Raw genomic sequence first — 15892 nt, 5'->3', positions numbered from 1 at the left:
TCGGTGCTCGGCCTCACCTTGACCGGAGTCCGGTCCCTGGTCGCGGTGGGTGCCCACCCCGACGACATCGAGATCGCGGCCGGCGGACTGCTTCTGTCGCTGGCCGCGGCCTCGCCCGGCCTCCGCGTCCACTATGTGCTCTGCACGGGGTCGCCGGACCGGCAGGCCGAGGCCCGCGCGGCCGCGGCCCGGTTCCTGCCCGGAGCCGAGATCACCTTCGCCCTGCACGAGCTGCCGGACGGCCGGCTGCCCGCGTACTGGAACGACGTGAAGGAGATCCTGCACGGCGCCGTCGGCGTTCTCCAGCCCGACCTGGTGATCTGCCCGGCGCCGAACGACGCTCATCAGGACCATCGGCTGCTCGCCGAGCAGACGCCCACCGTCTTCCGCGACCAGCTCGTCCTGCACTACGAGATTCCCAAGTGGGACGGCGACCTCTCGCGCCGCAACACCTACATCCCGCTGCCCGACGACGTCGCCCGGCGCAAGGTTGAGTTGCTGCACGAGTCGTTCCCGTCCCAGAAGGCCCGGGACTGGTGGGACGACGAGGTCTTCCTGGGGCTGGCGCGGCTGCGGGGCATGGAGTGCCGCTCGCGGTACGCCGAGGCCTTCGACTGCAGCAAAGCAACCTTGACGTTTGTCCCGTAAGGAGCGATGGTGACCGTTCTGTACTACGACTCGACCATGTCGGACGAGGAGAGGCGCAAGAAGCTGTTCGGCGGCGACCTGTTCGTCTACTCGCCGACGCCGCACTCGCTCCAGCTCGTCGCCTTCGCCCGCGAGATGGCGGAGAAGGCCCTCGCGCCGCACTTCCCGCCGGACGCCCAGCATCACATGGAGAAGCAGGCGTACGTGGACGTCCTGGCCGACCTGAAGCCGACGTTCATCAACCACCCGCGGAGCAAGGAGCTCGTCGGCGGGATCCTGGCCGACCTGGACATCGATCTCACCCAGGCGTACCTCGACGTGCCGCGGCTGCGGTCGATGACCAGCGAGTACCTCAACGCCGGCCTGACCCTGCAGTTCGAGTCGCACCGCGACACCTGGTTCTCGGCGCCGTTCTCCCAGATCAACTACTGGATCCCGGTGTACGACGTCGCGGAGGACAATGCGATGGCGTTCCACCCGCGGTATTTCGCGGAGGGGGTGCGCAACAGCTCGCGCGACTACAACTACGCGCAGTGGGTTCAGTTCGGCCGCAGCGCGGCGGCGAAGCAGGTCGACATGGAGACCCGTAAGCAGCCCGAGGCCGAGCAGGAGATCGAGCGGGAGCCCGACATCCGGGTCATCACCCCGCCCGGCGGCATCCTCATCTTCTCGGGCGCGCAGCTGCACACCACCGTGCCGAACACGTCCGGCCGGACCCGCTTCTCGATCGACTTCCGGGTGGTCAACCGGAAGGACGTCGAGGCGCACAGCGGCGCCGCGAACGTCGACTCGGACTGCACCGGCACCAACCTCGGTGACTTCATGCGGGCGACCGACCTCGAGCGCCTGCCGGAGGAGCTGATCGGCGAGTACGACACCGCGCCGATCTGACCGACGACAAAGCGAAGGAGGCCGAGCTTGGCTCGGCCTCCTTTGTCGTGCACGGGTCAGGCGATCAGCAGCTCGGCCTCGACTCCCAGCTCGCGCAGCGCCAAGGCGATCTCCTTCTGGTACGAGGGGTTCGTGATGATCACCGCCGAGGGCTTCAGGGCCGTGAGCGACGAAGGCGAGTCCACCCGGTGCGCGGTCACCGGCAGGTAGCGGCCCCACTTGCGCGGGTTCACGTCGACGACCGCGGCCAGTCGCTGGTCGGCGTCGGCGAACGTCAGGAACTGCACGCCCCGCGAGCCCGCGCCCCACAACACCGGGTTGGCGCCCTGCTCGACGAGCTCGGCGATCCGGTCCCGCCAGCGCTTCTGCTCCGAGGCGTTGCGCTCCTGGAACCCCTTGACCGCCGCCAGCTGGCGTTCCCGCTCGGCCGGGCCGGGAATCGGCTGGTCGCCGAGGCGCGGCCGGTCGCCGGCGTTCGCCGAGACCTCGATGAAGCGGAACATGCCGCCGAACAGCGTGCCGGTGTCCTCGATCCGCCAGCCGGCCCGCTCGACGATCCGCACCAGCGAGTACGCGTCGAAGTAGGACACGTGCGGGTAGATGACCTCCCAGCCGGCCGTCGACATGTCGTAGACGGCGTCCGGAACCTCGATGTACCCGTACACCTCCCGGTCGCCGGCCTGCTCGCGCAGATCCTTCAGGAACTCGTACGGGTCGGTGATGTGCTCGAACCAGTGCCGCGAGGTGAACACGTCGAACTCGGGGAGGGCCGAGCCGCGCGGCGCATATCCACTGTGGAACTCCGCACCGGACGGGTCGGCGCCCTCCGGTCCGGCGTACATCGCGTCGTAGCCGATGCCGGTGCTGCCGGAGATGTGGCACAGCTCCCGCAGGAACTCGCCCTGACCGCAGCCGATGTCCAGCACCCGCTTGCCGCCGAGCTGGAAGCGGCCGGCCAGGTGCTTCACCAGCTCGGCCGAGAAGGCCTGGAACGCGGCCGAGTGGTGCAGGTTGGTGTCCATGGTCGTGTCGTAGACCATGACCGCCGGGTCGAAGGCGAGGTTCCGGACGTACGCGCAGTTCGGGCAGTACCCGAGCGTCATCCGGCCGACCGGACTGGCCGCCGCGGCCCCGGCGTCGGCCCAGTGCACGCCGCACAGCACCGGGATGTCGCCGAGATCGGCGAACGCCACCAGGGTGGCTTCGCCGCACGCGTCACACATACGAGACAAGGTCTTCTTCCCCCTCAAGAGAAACAGTCAGGAACCGGCGAGCCGGGCGACGATCGGCGCGGCGGCCACGGGATCGCCCCCCATGTGGAAGTAGTCGAGGCCGAACTCGTCCCGGCGGCGTCGCAGCTGTTCCACGCAGGATGCCACGGTTCCGTGCAGCACCGCCGGGGAGTCCGCCAGAACCGCCGGATCGGTCACATCGGTCGCCATGCTGGACACCCAGCGCCGGGAATCGGGGACGTCGGTGATGTCCATCGACCGGATTGACGTGTGATAGCGCAGGGTGTCCGGATCGCGGCCGGCGGCCAGCGCGGCCGTCCGGGCGATCGCGACCTTCTTGGCCACGCCGTCCGAGGTCAGGTCGAGCAGGGCCAGGCCGTCCGCGCGGTCGCGGCGCATCACGGGGTTGATGCCGATGATGTCGGCCGACCGGCCGGCCAGCTCGAGCACCCGCCGACTGCCGCCCCCGATCAGGATCTGCGGGTGGGGCTGCTGCACCGGCTTGGGCAGGCCGTCGAGCTCGGTGATCTGGTAGTGCTTCCCGACGTACGAGAATGGCTCGGGGTTGAAAAGGCCCTTGATGACCTCGACCGACTCGCCCAGCCGCTCGATCCGCACCGGCGCCGGGTCGTACGGCATGTTCGCCGCGAGGTAGTCGCTCTCCATCCAGCCGGCGCCGAGGCCGATCTCGACACGGCCCTCGGAGAGCACGTCGAGGGTGGCCAGCGACTTGTGCAGCAGGACCGGATGGCGGTAGTCGTTGCCCAGGACCAGTGGCATGACCCGCAGCGTGGTGGTCGCCTCGAGGGCGGCCGTCATGGCCACCAGCGGCTCCATCTTCCAGCCCGCGGTGAAGTGGTCCGAGACGGCCACCGACCAGTACCCGAGGTCCTCGATCCGCCGCAGCTGGTCGCGCCACTGCGACATCGGGCCGGTGAGGGCGGGCATGTTCGTGCTGAAGCGAAACGCGTTCGCCATCACGCCTCCAGTTTCTCGTGGGAGATCGCTTCCGGTCCCGCGAAAAGGGGCAAAAGCGCATGTCGCGCCGCATTCTTCGATACCGATCTAAGTATACGGCCGGACTCCGGTCACGCCGTATCGGGGACAAGATATGGCCGTCAGTCGATCAATTCGGGTGATCGATTGTGGAACCGAGTTGACTGAGAAGTTATCTACCTATTTCCCGCGCGTTATCCGGCGACGGTGCCGGCCTGCGAACGATGCCGCTTCAGCGCCGCGATCCAGACTCGCAGATCATTGCGGGGAATCGCGAGGAACAGGTAGACAAGCATGCCGCCCGTTCCGCCGATGGCGAGTTGGACGAACGCGCCCGCGCCGGAGACGGCCTGGCTCAGCAGGGCGGCCACGACCGCGGCCACCGCCCCGGCCAGCAGCGGGCGGATCATCCGCCGGCCGAGCGGCGCGATCCGGACGCCGACCCGGTGCAGCGCGACCGCGGCCAGCGGCACCGCGACCAGCACACCGACGATGGCCTGCGCGACCGCGGCGCCCTCCGCGCCGTCCGCCTTGGTCGCGAACCACAGCGCGGGGATGGCCATCACGAGCCAGCCCGCGTTGACCACCAGCGTCCAGCGGGTGGCGCCCGTGCTCATCATGATGTCCATGCAGAGCCCGGTCACCATCCGGACGACCATGAGGATCATCAGGAAGCGCAGGGGCTCCGCGGCCGGCAACCACGTCGATCCGTACAAAAAGGAAATAAGCGGATGAGCCAGGGCCGCGAGCAGCACCGCGATCGGCATCACCGCCAGGAACAAAAGGGACAAGCTGCTGGTGACGCCCTTGGAGAGCTTCTCGTCGCCGTGCTCGGAGAGCCGGGCGAAACCGGGCAGCGACACGAACCGCACGGCGCTGCCGATGATGCCGGGAGTCCAGCTCGAGATGCTGACCGCGAGCAGGTAGAAGCCCAGCACGCCGGCCCCCATGACCCGGCCGACGACGACCTTGTCGGCCTGCTCGAGCACGGACTCCACCGCGAGGCTGACGGTCAGCGGGACCCCGAACACGAGGAGCTTGCGGGCGATCGCCCAGTTGACCCCGATCTTGAGGGGCAGCCGTGCCCAGACGAACACCAGGACGCCGGTGGCCACCGAGCTCGCCAGCTGCCCGCCGGCCAGGGCCATCGCGCCGGCGCCGGCCAGCGACATGCTGATCGCGACGACGGCGTTGACCACCACGCCGGTCGCGTTCGCCATCACGTACCGGCGCTGCTGGAAGGTCCGCAGCAGGTAGGCGCTGCGCACCGCCGTGATGCCGTCGATCAGGATGGTCGCGGTGTACAGCCGGATGACCCAGGTCGCCTCGGGCACGCCGGAGAAGTCGGCGAACCACGGCGCGAGGAACCACGCGGCGCCGTAGACCACGAAGCTGAACGACGCGGCCAGCGTGGCCGCGGTCGGCGCCATCTCCTCGAGCTTGCCCCGCCACTGGATGGTGGCCGGGATCAGGCCGACGTCGTTGATGTGGATCGCGAACTGCATCGCGGCCAGGGCGACCGCGTACACCCCGAAGTCGTGCGGGACCAGCAGCCGGGCCAGCGCCAGGCTGGTGGCGAACGAGCCGACCCTGGTCAGGACGTTTCCCAGCAGGCCCCAGCCGACTCCCTGGGCGGCCTTGCGCCCGATCGACTCGGGTTCCTCAACTGCTACCTCGGTGGCGGCCTCGGTCACGGTCCCTCGCAGTTATCGTCGAGCAGAACGCGGGAAATCCTTACGCATGGCCCCGCAGCGTAGTCGCAACTGACGGATTGTTCACAGGATCATTCCTGGGAATGATGGTCCGAGCCGAACCGGGGCATGCCCTCAATACTTCGGGTGCAATTACCGGCCCGACGGTGGTTGCCGATGCCCCTATTGTTTTAATCAGCATGGGCTGTGCCCTCGCGGCGGCCGGGGTGCCCGACCCGTGCGATAGGGTGCGCCCAGTGGCGTCGCCGCCCGCCCCAGGAAGGAAATCCCGATGTCGAAGCTGGTCTCCATCGGCCTGCCGGTCCGCAACGCGGGTTCCCGGGTGACCGAGGTGGTCCGGTCGGTCATGGCGCAGACCCACACCGACCTCGAGCTGGTCATCTCCGACAACGGCTCGACCGACGACACCGAGGACGTCTGCCGCACACTGGCGAAGGAAGACGACCGGATCCATTACCACCGGCAGCCGGAGAACATCGGCCTCCTCAACAACTTCCGGTTCGTCATGGGCACCGCGACCGGCGCCTACTTCCGCTGGATCGGCGACGACGACCGGGTGCACCCCGAGCTGGCCGCCCGCACCGCCGCCGCGCTCGACGACGACCCCCGCCTGGTGCTGGTGACGACGGGCATCTCGTACGAGACCGACGAGGGCGAGGTCGTCACTGCGCCGTACGAGAGCACGGCGCTGGCCTCGGACGACCCGGCCGAGCGGTTCATCGAGCTGATGCGGCTGCTCAACGGCGGCCACCTGATGGTCGACCCGCTCTACGGCATGATGCGGCGGGAGATCGTCGCCGCCATCCCGCGCCGGAACATGCTGCACGAGGACGAGATCTTCGCGGGCAAGCTGGCCCTGGCCGGCCCCTGGGGGCACGTGAGCGACGTCCTGGCCCACCGGAACTGGCCCGACGACTCGGTGGGCAAGCTGGGCCGCATGCTGGAGGTCCCGGCCTGGCAGTGGCGGATGCGCAACGCCCTGCAGCTGCGCGAGACGTCCGCCTGGGTACGCCAGGCCGGTCTCGACGACGACCAGCGGCGCCAGGCGCTCGCGGCGGCCCGGCAGTGGTATCTGACCCGGCAATGGAAGATCATCCGCCGCCGCAGCGTCAAGCTGGCGCGGATGGCGACACCGGCCCGGTGACGGGCCGATGCGTCACGGTCGGGTGCCCGACCGACCGATGGGGCCGACCCACCCCCTTCACTACCTTGTGGTGACATGAGAGCGTTCCTCGCGGTTTCGGTCGCGCCCCGTGCCACGCGATCCCCGCGCCCGTCCGCCGCCGTCCTTTCGTGCCTGGCCGACGGGGAGACGGCGGTCGACCGCGTCGACGAGTCTCCCGACGGCTGGGTCGCGTTCGCCGGTGGCGACGACCTCGACATCCTCGGCGAGCCCGGCGCCGGCTTCACCGTCCGGCTGAGCAAGCTTCTGCGTACGCGGGAGGACGAGCTCTCGACCGCCGACATCCCGGCGCTCATCGCGGCCGGCGACGCGCTCACGTCGCTGCTGCCGCCGTTCGCCGCCGCGCACCGCGAGCGGCCCGGCGCGCCGGTCGTCCTGGCCAACGACTGGCTCGGGTACCGCCAGCTGTTCTTCTGGCAGGGCGACGGGATCGCCGCCGTCTCCACCAGCGCCCGTGCGCTCTCCGTGCTCGCCGGCGGCGGCCTCGACCAGGCCGGTCTGGCCGCCCAGGCGATGATCGGCTGGCAGGTCGGCGACCGCACCATCTTCGAGGGCGTCCGGTCGCTGCCGCCCGCCACCATCGCCACGCTGGCCGGTGGCAAGGCCGATTTCCGGCAGTACGCCGAGCCGGTCTCGCAGGACGGTCCGGTGCCCGATGTGGACGATGCGGTCGCCGAGATGGCCGACATCCTGGTGCGCTGGCAGACGGCGTACCTCGAGACCCACCCCGACTCGGTGCTGCAGCTGACCGGCGGCCACGACTCGCGCATCCTGCTCGGCGCGATCCCGGAGAAACTGCGGTCCGGCCGCCGCGCGCTCACCCTGGGCGAGCCCAGCCACCCCGACGTGGTGATCGCCGCGCGGCTCTGCGAGCGGTACGACATGCGGCACGATGTGCGCCGGCTGGACGACCAGCACCCGACCCCGGCCGAGGCGCACGAGGTGTCGCTGCTCGCGGCCCGGGCGCTGGAGTGCCTGGCCAGCCCGATGGCCCTCGCCCCGCTGCTGCTCACCGAGGCCCACCTCGACCAGGGCAGCCGGCTCTCCGGCCTGGGCGGCGAGGTGGCCCGCGGCTTCTACTACGCCGGACAGCCGACCGGCGCCGAGACCTCGGCCCGCCTGGTGCGGCGGCTGGCCCAGTGGCGGATCACCGCGAACGAGGCCGTGGAGGAGGCCGCCCTCGACCCCGCGTACCTGGCGGAGGCGCGCGAGGGCACAATCACCGCGCTGGCCGACCTGTTCGTTCCCGGCGACTGGCTGCGCTCGACCGACCAGTTCTACCTCTACCACCGCATGCACCGCTGGTCGGCCGCGCACGGCAGCGTCGCGGCGGTCCGGCGGCTCGCGGTCAACCCGATGTTCGACCGGCGCTTCATCGAGCTCGCCCTGGCGGTGGCCCCGGCCGACAAGCGCGACTCGCTTCTTCTGGGCCGGCTGATGAGCCGGCTCGACCCCGAGCTGGCCCGCATTCCGCTCGACTCCGGGCTCATCCCGGCCCGGCTCGGACAGCGGAACCTCGCGACCCGGGTGTCGCTGGCCACGGTCACCGCCCGCAAGGCGACCCGGAAGGTGCGCCAGCGCCTGACCCGTGGCCGGAACCCGCAGCTGGGCGCCACCGGCATGGCCGAGCTGGTGCTGCGGCACTGGCGGGCCGAGCCGTCGGCCGCGAAGGGCTTGTACGATCACGCGATCCTCGATAAGGCGTGGCTCGACGGTGTCTTCGACGGCACTCGGACGCCCGCGCCGACCACCGTGGCGTTCCTGGTCAACCTGCTGGCCGCCGGAGCGCCCGCCTAGACGTACAAATGATCTCCTGACTGGAGTTTTGTCCTCATGCGCCCATTCAAGCCCGGTGATCAAAGGTGACGGCTCCGACAACGGGATTCGATCCCGCGCCGCCGTCGTCCCCGCGGTCGAACCGGATCTGGCTGCCACTGGTCGCGGTCGCCGCCCTCGCGGTCCTGCTGATCGGTGGCTACATGGCCATCAACCGCACCTCGGACGCCGAGGCGCTGCCGGACGCCTCAGCCACCCCGCAGACGGCGGACTCCGCGACCGGGCCCGCCGCCACCAGCGCTGCTCCTCGCCCCAGCGCGAGTGCGTCGGTCAGTGTCAAGCCGAGCGCCAAGGCCTCCTCGAAGGCCGCGGCGAAACCGGAGGGTGCGGTCGGCCGGACCATCGCCGGCTGGCCCGGCGCGCACAACGTCGGCGTCCCGGCCGGCACCAAGCTGACCAACTACACCGGCCCCTGCACCGTTCAGAAGGCCAACACCGTCATCGACTCCAAGACGCTGAACTGTGATCTCACCATCCTGGCGGCGAACGTGACGGTCAAGCGCAGCAAGATCAACGGACTGGTCTTCCTCGACACCGACCGGCCCGGCTCCGACAAGTGGTCGCTGCTCCTCGAGGACTCCGAGGTCGATGCCGGCACCCAGCAGCGCGCGGCGGTCAGCTACGGCAACATGACCGTGCTGCGCAGCAACATCCACGGCGGCGTCACCAGCGCGCAGTGCGGCGAGCACTCGTCGACGTGCATCGTGCAGGATTCATACCTCCACGGTCAGTACCTGCCGGACAACGCGCCGTGGCACCTCGGCGGCTTCCTCTCCAACGGCGGCCACAACATCCAGATCCGGCACAACTACATCATCTGCTCGCCGCCGGTGAACTCCGTCGGCGAGGGCTGCACCGGCGACCTCAATCTCCTCGGCGACTTCGCGGTGATCTCCGACGTCGTGATCGAGAACAACTTCCTCGGCGCCAACAACTCCGGGATCTCGTACTGCTTCTACGGTGGCTCGGCCCAGAGCAAGCCCTATCCGAACGCCAACAAGGTCGTCTTCCGGAACAACGTCTTCGAGCGCGGCAAGAACGGCAAGTGCGGCGCCTACGGCCCGGTCAGCAGCTTCGACGTGAACGGCAGCGGGAACGTCTGGAGCAACAACGTCTGGGAGGGCGGCGGGACGGTCAAACCCGCGATGTAGTTTCCCGGAGGTTTGTCGAGAACGGGCTGGCCGCTCCGTCCCTGGGGTACGAGCGGCCACCACGGCCCGCGCGACGACGAGGGAGAACCACCATGAAATACCTGCTGCTGAAGCACTACCGCGGCGGTCCGGCCCCGGTCGCCGACCTGGCGCCGATCGACGAGTGGACGCCGGCCGAGGTCGACGCGCACATCCAGTTCATGGTCGACTTCGCGGCCCGCCTCGAGAAGACCGGGGAGTACGTCGACGGTCAGGCCGTGTCGCCCGAGGGCACCTTCGTCCGGTACGACGGCGAGGGCCGGCCGCCGGTGACCGACGGCCCGTTCGCCGAGACCAAGGACCTCATCGCCGGCTGGATGGTCATCGACGTGGAGTCGTGGGACCGGGCCCTCGAGCTCGCGGGGGAGCTGTCGGCCGCGCCCGGGCCCGGCGGGGAACCGATCCACGAGTGGCTCGAGGTGCGCCCGTTCCTCGCCATGCCGCCCACGGTGACCGAGTGAACGAACCACTGCTGCGGGAGGTCGTGCCCGCGGTGATCGCCGTCCTCGTCCGGCGCGGAGCGGATTTCGCGTCGGCCGAGGACGCCGTGCAGGAGGCGCTGATCCGCGCGCTGGAGGCCTGGCCGGACGACCCGCCCCGCGACCCGAAGGCGTGGCTCGTCGCGGTCGCGTGGCGCCGGTTCCTCGACGCCGCCCGGTCCGAGGCCTCGCGCCGCGGACGGGAACTGGCGGTGGAGATTCAACCGCCCGCCGGTCCGGTGCCCGCCACCGACGACACGCTGCGGCTGTACTTCCTCTGCGCGCACCCCACCCTGCCGCCGGCCTCGGCCGCCGCCCTCACGCTGCGCGCCGTCGGCGGCCTCACCACGCGGCAGATCGCCACGGCGTACCTCGTCCCCGAGGCGACCATGGCCCAGCGCATCAGCCGGGCCAAGAAGCGGATCGAGGGCCAGTCACTCGACCAGCCGGGCGATCTCGGGACCGTGCTGCGGGTGCTCTACCTGGTCTTCAACGAGGGGTACGGCGGGGATGTCGACCTGGCGGCCGAGGCGATCCGGATCACCCGCCAGCTCGCCGCCCTCACCGACGAGCCCGAGGTCGCCGGGCTGCTCGCGCTCATGCTGCTGCACCACGCCCGCCGCGCGTCCCGGACCGGACCGGGCGGCCGCCTCGTGCCGCTCGCCGATCAGGATCGGTCACGGTGGGACACGGGCCTGATCGCCGAGGGGGTGGCGATCCTGCAGGCCGCGCTGGCCCGCGACCGGCTCGGGGAGTATCAAGCGCAGGCCGCGATCGCCGCCCTGCACGCCGACGCGCTCAGCGCCGCCGAGACCGACTGGGTGCAGATCGTCGAATGGTATGACGAGCTGCTGACGCTGACCGGCAGTCCCGTGGTGCGGCTCAACCGGGCCGTGGCCGTCGGTGAGGCCGACGGCGCGCGGGCCGGCCTGAAGGCGCTGGCCGAGGTGAGCCCCGACATTCCCCGCTATGCCGCGGTGTCGGCGTACCTCCATGAAAGGGCCGGCGACCTGGAGCAGGCCGCCGGCCTGTACGCCGAGGCGTCGCGCGCCGCCACTAGCGTGCCGGAGCGCGACCACCTCACTCGCGAGGCAGCACGGGTGCGGCAGTTGGCGCATTGATGACTGGCGCCGGCGACGGCGCCGGCGACGTCGGCGCAACCGCATCCGCGGGCCGGAACCGGGCACGGGCCGCCGCACGCAGCGCCGACCAGCTGCGGTACCGCTGGAACGGGATCTCGAAGAGCGCCGCGAACCAGCGGGCCGTGAACACCGACAGCGGAACGGCGATCACCAGGGTCACCAGGAACCGCGGCAGCCCCGGGTCCATCCGCGGGCCCACGACCTTCTCGCTGATCGCCACGACGATCGGCGCGTGGATCAGGTAGAGGCTGTACGAGAACGAGCCCAGCTTGCGGACCGGAGCCGTGTCCAGCACCCACTTGAGCGAGCGCGCCCGCCCGGTCGCCACGGCCGCCAGCAGCAGCCCGATGGCCGGGGCCCAGGCCAGGTCGGCCCAGAAGTGCTCGCGTTCCCACCAGCCGGTGCCCTCGGCGATGCAGAGGATCACCACCGGCACCGTGGCGGCCACCGTGAACCACTGCCAGGGCAGCCGGTGCACCCGGTCGCTCGCCCGTAGCACCCCGGCGGTGGCCAGGCCCAGCGCGAACAGGACCGCCATCTGCGGGTTGAGCCGCATCAGCATGTCGACCGGGTGCAGGTGGGGCGCGAGCAGCCCGACGCCGACGACCACGGCGGTCACCGCGGCCACCATGAACGCGCCGCTGATCCGGCGCACCAACAGCAGCATGAGCGGGAAGACCAGATACAGCTGGGCCTCGACGGCGATCGACCAGAACGCGCCGTTCGGCACCGAAGAGCCGAAGATGTCCTGTACCAGCAGGCCGTAGACGACGACCGCCTTGCCGTCCGGCGCGGGCGAGCCCGGCTGCGGCACGATGGTCCAGGCGATGATGCAGCTGAAGACCAGGGCGGCCCAGTACGGCGGGAGGATCCGCCAGGCCCGGCGGTGCGCGAAACGGGCCTTGCCGCCGAGCTGCCAGTTCCGGCGGGCGGGCGCGACCGCCAGCGAGAAGCCGGAGAGGGCGATGAACACGACGACGGCCAGATGCCCGTACAGCAGCCAGGCGAGCCACGACGGGCCGGTGTTGACCGGGTAGCCCGGGAACGACTCGAGGTACGTGTGGTGCACGACCACGAACAGCGCGGCGAGGCCGCGGATGCCGTCCAGCCCGGTGACGCGCCGCTGCGCGGTTGACTCGACGCTCATCGGTCCCTCCGGTGTTCATGCGTCAGCACTGACCGATTGGCCAGCGGGAAGGTACGCGAGGTGTGGCTATCCTGACCGGCGTGAGCGAGCCAGCAGTCAGCATCGTCATCCCGGCCCACAACGAGGAAGCAGTCATCGCGGGCAACCTGCGCCGGCTGCTCGAGGGCAGCGCGCCGGGCGAGTTCGACGTCATCGTGGTGGCGAACGCCTGCCACGACGGCACCGCCGCCGCGGCGGGCACCGTGCCCGGCGTCAAGGTGCTCGACACCGAGGTGGGCGGCAAACCGAACGCGCTGCGCCTGGGCGACGCCGAGTGCGCCACGTTCCCCCGCGTGTACCTCGACGCGGACGTCCAGCTGGACGCGGCCTCGGTGCGCGAGCTGGTGGCCGCGTGCGACCAGCCGGGCGTGCTGGCCTGCGCCCCCGTGCCCCGGCTCGACCTCACCGGCGCCGGGCCGGTGGTCTCCCGGGTGCACAAGGTGCACAACGAGCTCATCGGGCCGCATCGCGCCCTGGCCGGCGTCGGCGTCTACGTGCTCACCGAGGCCGGTCACGACCGGGTGTTCCCGATGCCGGACATCATCTCCGACGACGGTCTGGTTCATGCCAGCTTCGCCCCCCACGAGCGGGTCGTCGTGCGTACCGCCCAATCGGTGGTCCGGCCGGCCCGCACCGTCCGGTCGTACCTCAACCGGCGGGTGCGGGTCCGGCGCGGCAACCGGCAGCTCGTCGAGCTCGGCCACACCGGCTCGGAGAGCCGGCTCACGCTAGGCGCCCTCGGCCGGCTGGTCCGCGACCGCCGCGTCGGCGTCGTCGACTCCGGCTGCTACCTGACCGTGCTTGTCCTCGACCGGGCTCTGACGCGGCTGCGGAACCGCCGCGGTGACGTCTGGGCGAGCGACTCCAGCACCCGCGTCACGCTGCCGGGGAACTGAGGCGCCGCCGACGGCGGCCGCGTACGCCGCCACGAGCGATCGGGCCGAGTGCTCCCACGACAGCGGCCCGAAGACCCGCTCTCGGCCGATCTCGCCCATCCGGCGGCGTGCCTCGGGGTCGTCGAGCAGCGCCACGATCAGCTTGGCGAACTGCGACTCGTCGTTGGCCGGCGCGTACACCGCGGCCTCGCCCGCCGACACCCGCGCCTCCCTCAGCTCGAAGGAGACGATCGGTTTGCCCATCGCCATGTACTCCATGACCTTGTTCATGGTCGACACGTCGTTGAGCGGGTTGAGCGGGTCGGGGGAGAGGCACACGTCCGCCGCCGACAGGTAGCGCACGAGGTCCTCGTCCGACACCCGGCCGGTGAACTCGACCTGGTCGGCGAGGCCCAGCTCGCCGGCGAGCGCGACCATCTGGTCGAACGTGTCGCCGCCGCCCACGAAGACCGCGTGCCAGTCGGTACGGCCCTGCTCGTCCCGGAGTTTCGCCAGCGAGCGCAGCGCGTAGTCGACGCCGTCCTGCGGGCCCATCACGCCCAGGTAGCACAGCACGTACGGCTTGTCCCGGCGGATGGTCGGGTCGACCGGAACCTCGCGGAAGCGCTCGACCGCGGGCGCGCTGCGCACGACGAACACCTCCTCGGGCCGCTTGCCGCCGCGGCTGAGCGCGGCCGCGCGGTAGCTCTCGTTGGTGGCGATGACGACGTCGGCCGTGCGGTACGTCTGCCGCTCCAGCCAGCACACCGCGCGGTACAGCGCGTCCTTGCCCCGCTCGAACCGGGAGAGGTACAGCTCGGGGACCAGGTCGTGCTGGTCGAAGATGAACCGCGCGCCGCGCCGCTTGAACCGCTTGCCCAGCAGGAAGAACAGGTCCGGCGGGTTGCAGGCGTGCACCACGTCGACCTTGCCCACCTTGCGGGCCAGGCGGTAGCTGTGCCACAGCGCGGTGCCGTACTCCTGCAGGTAGCCCAGCGGTCCGCCGACCGCGGCCTTCAGCGGGTAGCGGTAGATCCGAACACCCTGGATCTCCGCGTACGCCTCCGTGTCGCGCTTGGTGCCGCGCGGGCAGATGACGCTCACCTCCCAGCCCGCCTCCCGCAGCGCCAGGCTCTCCTGCCAGACGCGGCGGTCGAACGGGACCGAGAGGTTCTCGACCAGGATCAGCGCGTGCTTGCCGTTACCAGCCAAGGCCCTGGTATCCCTGCGTGGCCCGGCGCGCCTCGGCGTCGGGGAGGCGGACGAGGTCGACGACGTCCCGGTCGCCCGGCTCGGCCAGCGCCTCGAGCACGGCTGGCTCGGTGCTGCCCACGACGCACACCTCGGCGTGCGCGAAGACCTCGGCGACGTCGTTGGTGAGCAGGTCGCTCAGGTGCGGCAGCCGGCCCTCGATGTGCTCACGGTTGGCGCCCACGAGGCGCGACAGCGCGACGTTGGAGTCGTAGATCTTCAGGTCGTAGCCCTTGCCGAGCAGCCGCTCGGCCAGCTCGACCAGCGGGCTCTCGCGCAGGTCGTCGGTGCCCGGCTTGAACGAGAGCCCGAACAGGCCGATCTTGCGCTTGCCGGTCGCCGTGACCAGCTCGATCGCGCGCTTGAGGTGCTCCTCGTTCGAGGGAAGCACGTGCGACAGCAGCGGGACGGCGACGTCGGCCCGCCGCGCGGCGTACACCAGTCCGCGAAGGTCCTTCGGCAGGCAGGAACCACCAAAGGCAAAACCGGGCTTGAGGTACGCGGGACTGATGTTCAGCTTCGTGTCGGCGAGGAAGACCTCGATCATCTTGTGCGAGTCGACGCCGAGCGCCCGGGAGATCGCGCCGAGCTCGTTGGCAAAGGCGATCTTCAGGCCGTGGAAGCAGTTGTCCGCGTACTTGGCCATCTCGGCCACCGCGATCGGCACCCGGAACACGTCGCCGGGCAGGCCCACGTACATCGCGGCCACCGCGTCGGCGCTGCGCGAGTCGAGCTCGCCGATGACCGTCTTGGGCGGGTCGAAGAAGTCCTTGACGCTCGAGCCCTCGCGCAGGAACTCCGGGTTGACGGCGACGCCGAACTCGACGCCGGCCGTCTTGCCGGACTCCTTCTCGAGGATCGGGATGAGCAGGTCGGTGCAGGTGCCCGGCAGCATCGTGCTGCGGAACACGACCGTGTGCCACCGGTCGAGGCCGGCCAGCACGGCGCCGATCTCCTCGGCGACCCGCTCGAGGTACGCGGTGGAGAGGCTGCCGTTGGCCGCGCTCGGCGTGCCCACGCAGATCAGCGAGATCTCCGTGGCCCGGATCGCCTCGGCGACGTCGGTGGTCGCGCGCAGAGCGCCGGAGGCAACCACCTCGGCGGTGAGCTCGCCGATGCGTTCCTCGACGACCGGCGCCTGGCCGCGTGACAGCAGCTCGACCTTGGTCGGGTTCACGTCGACCCCGACCACCTCGTGCCCACGCTCGGCCAGGCACGCGGCGGAGACGCTGCCGACGTAACCCAGCCCGAAAACGCTGATCCTCATGGAC

At 70.6% G+C, this 15892-nt stretch carries 13 protein-coding genes and 1 pseudogene; 8 read left to right on the top strand and 6 right to left on the bottom strand.

Annotation, left to right across the window (positions count from 1 at the left end; all coding sequences use genetic code 11):
* Positions 1–3: 3 nt before the first annotated feature.
* Together A3CQ_RS0101310 and A3CQ_RS0101305 are read left to right on the top strand one after the other, a co-directional pair.
* On the top strand, positions 4–648 hold the full coding sequence (locus A3CQ_RS0101310; protein ID WP_020509103.1) for a PIG-L deacetylase family protein: 645 nt from the start codon (positions 4–6) through the stop codon (positions 646–648).
* A 6-nt stretch (positions 649–654) separates the two neighbouring features.
* A complete protein-coding gene (locus A3CQ_RS0101305; RefSeq protein WP_020509102.1) occupies positions 655–1539 on the top strand; it encodes a phytanoyl-CoA dioxygenase family protein in 885 nt (294 codons plus the stop codon).
* A gap of 56 nt (positions 1540–1595) precedes the next feature.
* Here the strand turns inward: A3CQ_RS0101305 and A3CQ_RS0101300 are convergent, their stop codons facing one another.
* The 3 genes from A3CQ_RS0101300 to A3CQ_RS0101290 form a co-directional block, all read right to left on the bottom strand.
* Positions 1596–2762, bottom strand: a complete 1167-nt coding sequence (locus A3CQ_RS0101300; RefSeq protein WP_020509101.1) for a class I SAM-dependent methyltransferase — start codon at positions 2760–2762, stop codon at positions 1596–1598.
* A 36-nt stretch (positions 2763–2798) separates the two neighbouring features.
* The gene (locus tag A3CQ_RS0101295) at positions 2799–3749 is read right to left on the bottom strand and encodes a TIGR03621 family F420-dependent LLM class oxidoreductase (protein ID WP_020509100.1); all 951 of its coding nucleotides are present in this window, start codon (positions 3747–3749) and stop codon (positions 2799–2801) included.
* A gap of 212 nt (positions 3750–3961) precedes the next feature.
* On the bottom strand, positions 3962–5461 hold the full coding sequence (locus tag A3CQ_RS0101290; protein WP_020509099.1) for an oligosaccharide flippase family protein: 1500 nt from the start codon (positions 5459–5461) through the stop codon (positions 3962–3964).
* A gap of 289 nt (positions 5462–5750) precedes the next feature.
* Here A3CQ_RS0101290 and A3CQ_RS56950 point away from each other — a divergent pair, with 289 nt between their 5' ends.
* The 5 genes from A3CQ_RS56950 to A3CQ_RS0101265 all read left to right on the top strand — a co-directional run bounded on the left by A3CQ_RS56950 (position 5751) and on the right by A3CQ_RS0101265 (position 11288).
* Positions 5751–6623 carry a glycosyltransferase family 2 protein gene (locus A3CQ_RS56950; RefSeq protein ID WP_051115115.1) on the top strand — a complete coding sequence of 291 codons (873 nt, stop codon included), beginning with the start codon at positions 5751–5753 and terminating at the stop codon, positions 6621–6623.
* 75 nt (positions 6624–6698) lie between these two features.
* A complete protein-coding gene (locus A3CQ_RS0101280) occupies positions 6699–8459 on the top strand; it encodes an asparagine synthetase B family protein (protein WP_020509098.1) in 1761 nt (586 codons plus the stop codon).
* 65 nt (positions 8460–8524) lie between these two features.
* Positions 8525–9649 carry a hypothetical protein gene (locus tag A3CQ_RS51010; protein WP_020509097.1) on the top strand — a complete coding sequence of 375 codons (1125 nt, stop codon included), beginning with the start codon at positions 8525–8527 and terminating at the stop codon, positions 9647–9649.
* Positions 9650–9741: 92 nt separating this feature from the next.
* Positions 9742–10149: a YciI family protein gene (locus tag A3CQ_RS0101270; RefSeq protein ID WP_020509096.1), complete on the top strand. Its 408-nt coding sequence runs from the start codon at positions 9742–9744 to the stop codon at positions 10147–10149.
* Positions 10146–11288, top strand: a complete 1143-nt coding sequence (locus A3CQ_RS0101265) for an RNA polymerase sigma factor (RefSeq protein WP_020509095.1) — start codon at positions 10146–10148, stop codon at positions 11286–11288. Before A3CQ_RS0101270 ends, A3CQ_RS0101265 begins: the two co-directional genes overlap by 4 nt.
* Here the strand turns inward: A3CQ_RS0101265 and A3CQ_RS0101260 are convergent.
* A complete protein-coding gene (locus tag A3CQ_RS0101260) occupies positions 11248–12456 on the bottom strand; it encodes an acyltransferase family protein (RefSeq protein ID WP_020509094.1) in 1209 nt (402 codons plus the stop codon). The genes A3CQ_RS0101265 and A3CQ_RS0101260 overlap by 41 nt on opposite strands.
* A gap of 62 nt (positions 12457–12518) precedes the next feature.
* On the opposite strand from A3CQ_RS0101260, the pseudogene A3CQ_RS62470 reads away from it, so the two are divergent.
* Positions 12519–12869: pseudogene (locus A3CQ_RS62470) on the top strand (glycosyltransferase family 2 protein); the annotation flags it as partial.
* Between the two features lie 354 nt (positions 12870–13223).
* Here A3CQ_RS62470 and A3CQ_RS0101250 read toward each other — a convergent pair.
* Together A3CQ_RS0101250 and A3CQ_RS0101245 are read right to left on the bottom strand one after the other, a co-directional pair.
* On the bottom strand, positions 13224–14582 hold the full coding sequence (locus A3CQ_RS0101250) for a glycosyltransferase family 4 protein (RefSeq protein WP_020509092.1): 1359 nt from the start codon (positions 14580–14582) through the stop codon (positions 13224–13226).
* Positions 14572–15888, bottom strand: coding sequence for a nucleotide sugar dehydrogenase (locus A3CQ_RS0101245; protein ID WP_020509091.1), 1317 nt, complete (start codon positions 15886–15888; stop codon positions 14572–14574). The genes A3CQ_RS0101250 and A3CQ_RS0101245 overlap by 11 nt, the downstream gene beginning before the upstream one ends.
* Between the last annotated feature and the right edge of the window lie 4 nt (positions 15889–15892).

The sequence above is a fragment of the Paractinoplanes globisporus DSM 43857 genome, assembly GCF_000379645.1.
In the GTDB taxonomy this organism is placed as follows: domain Bacteria; phylum Actinomycetota; class Actinomycetes; order Mycobacteriales; family Micromonosporaceae; genus Actinoplanes; species Actinoplanes globisporus.
This window is presented reverse-complemented; position numbering and strand designations above follow the sequence as displayed.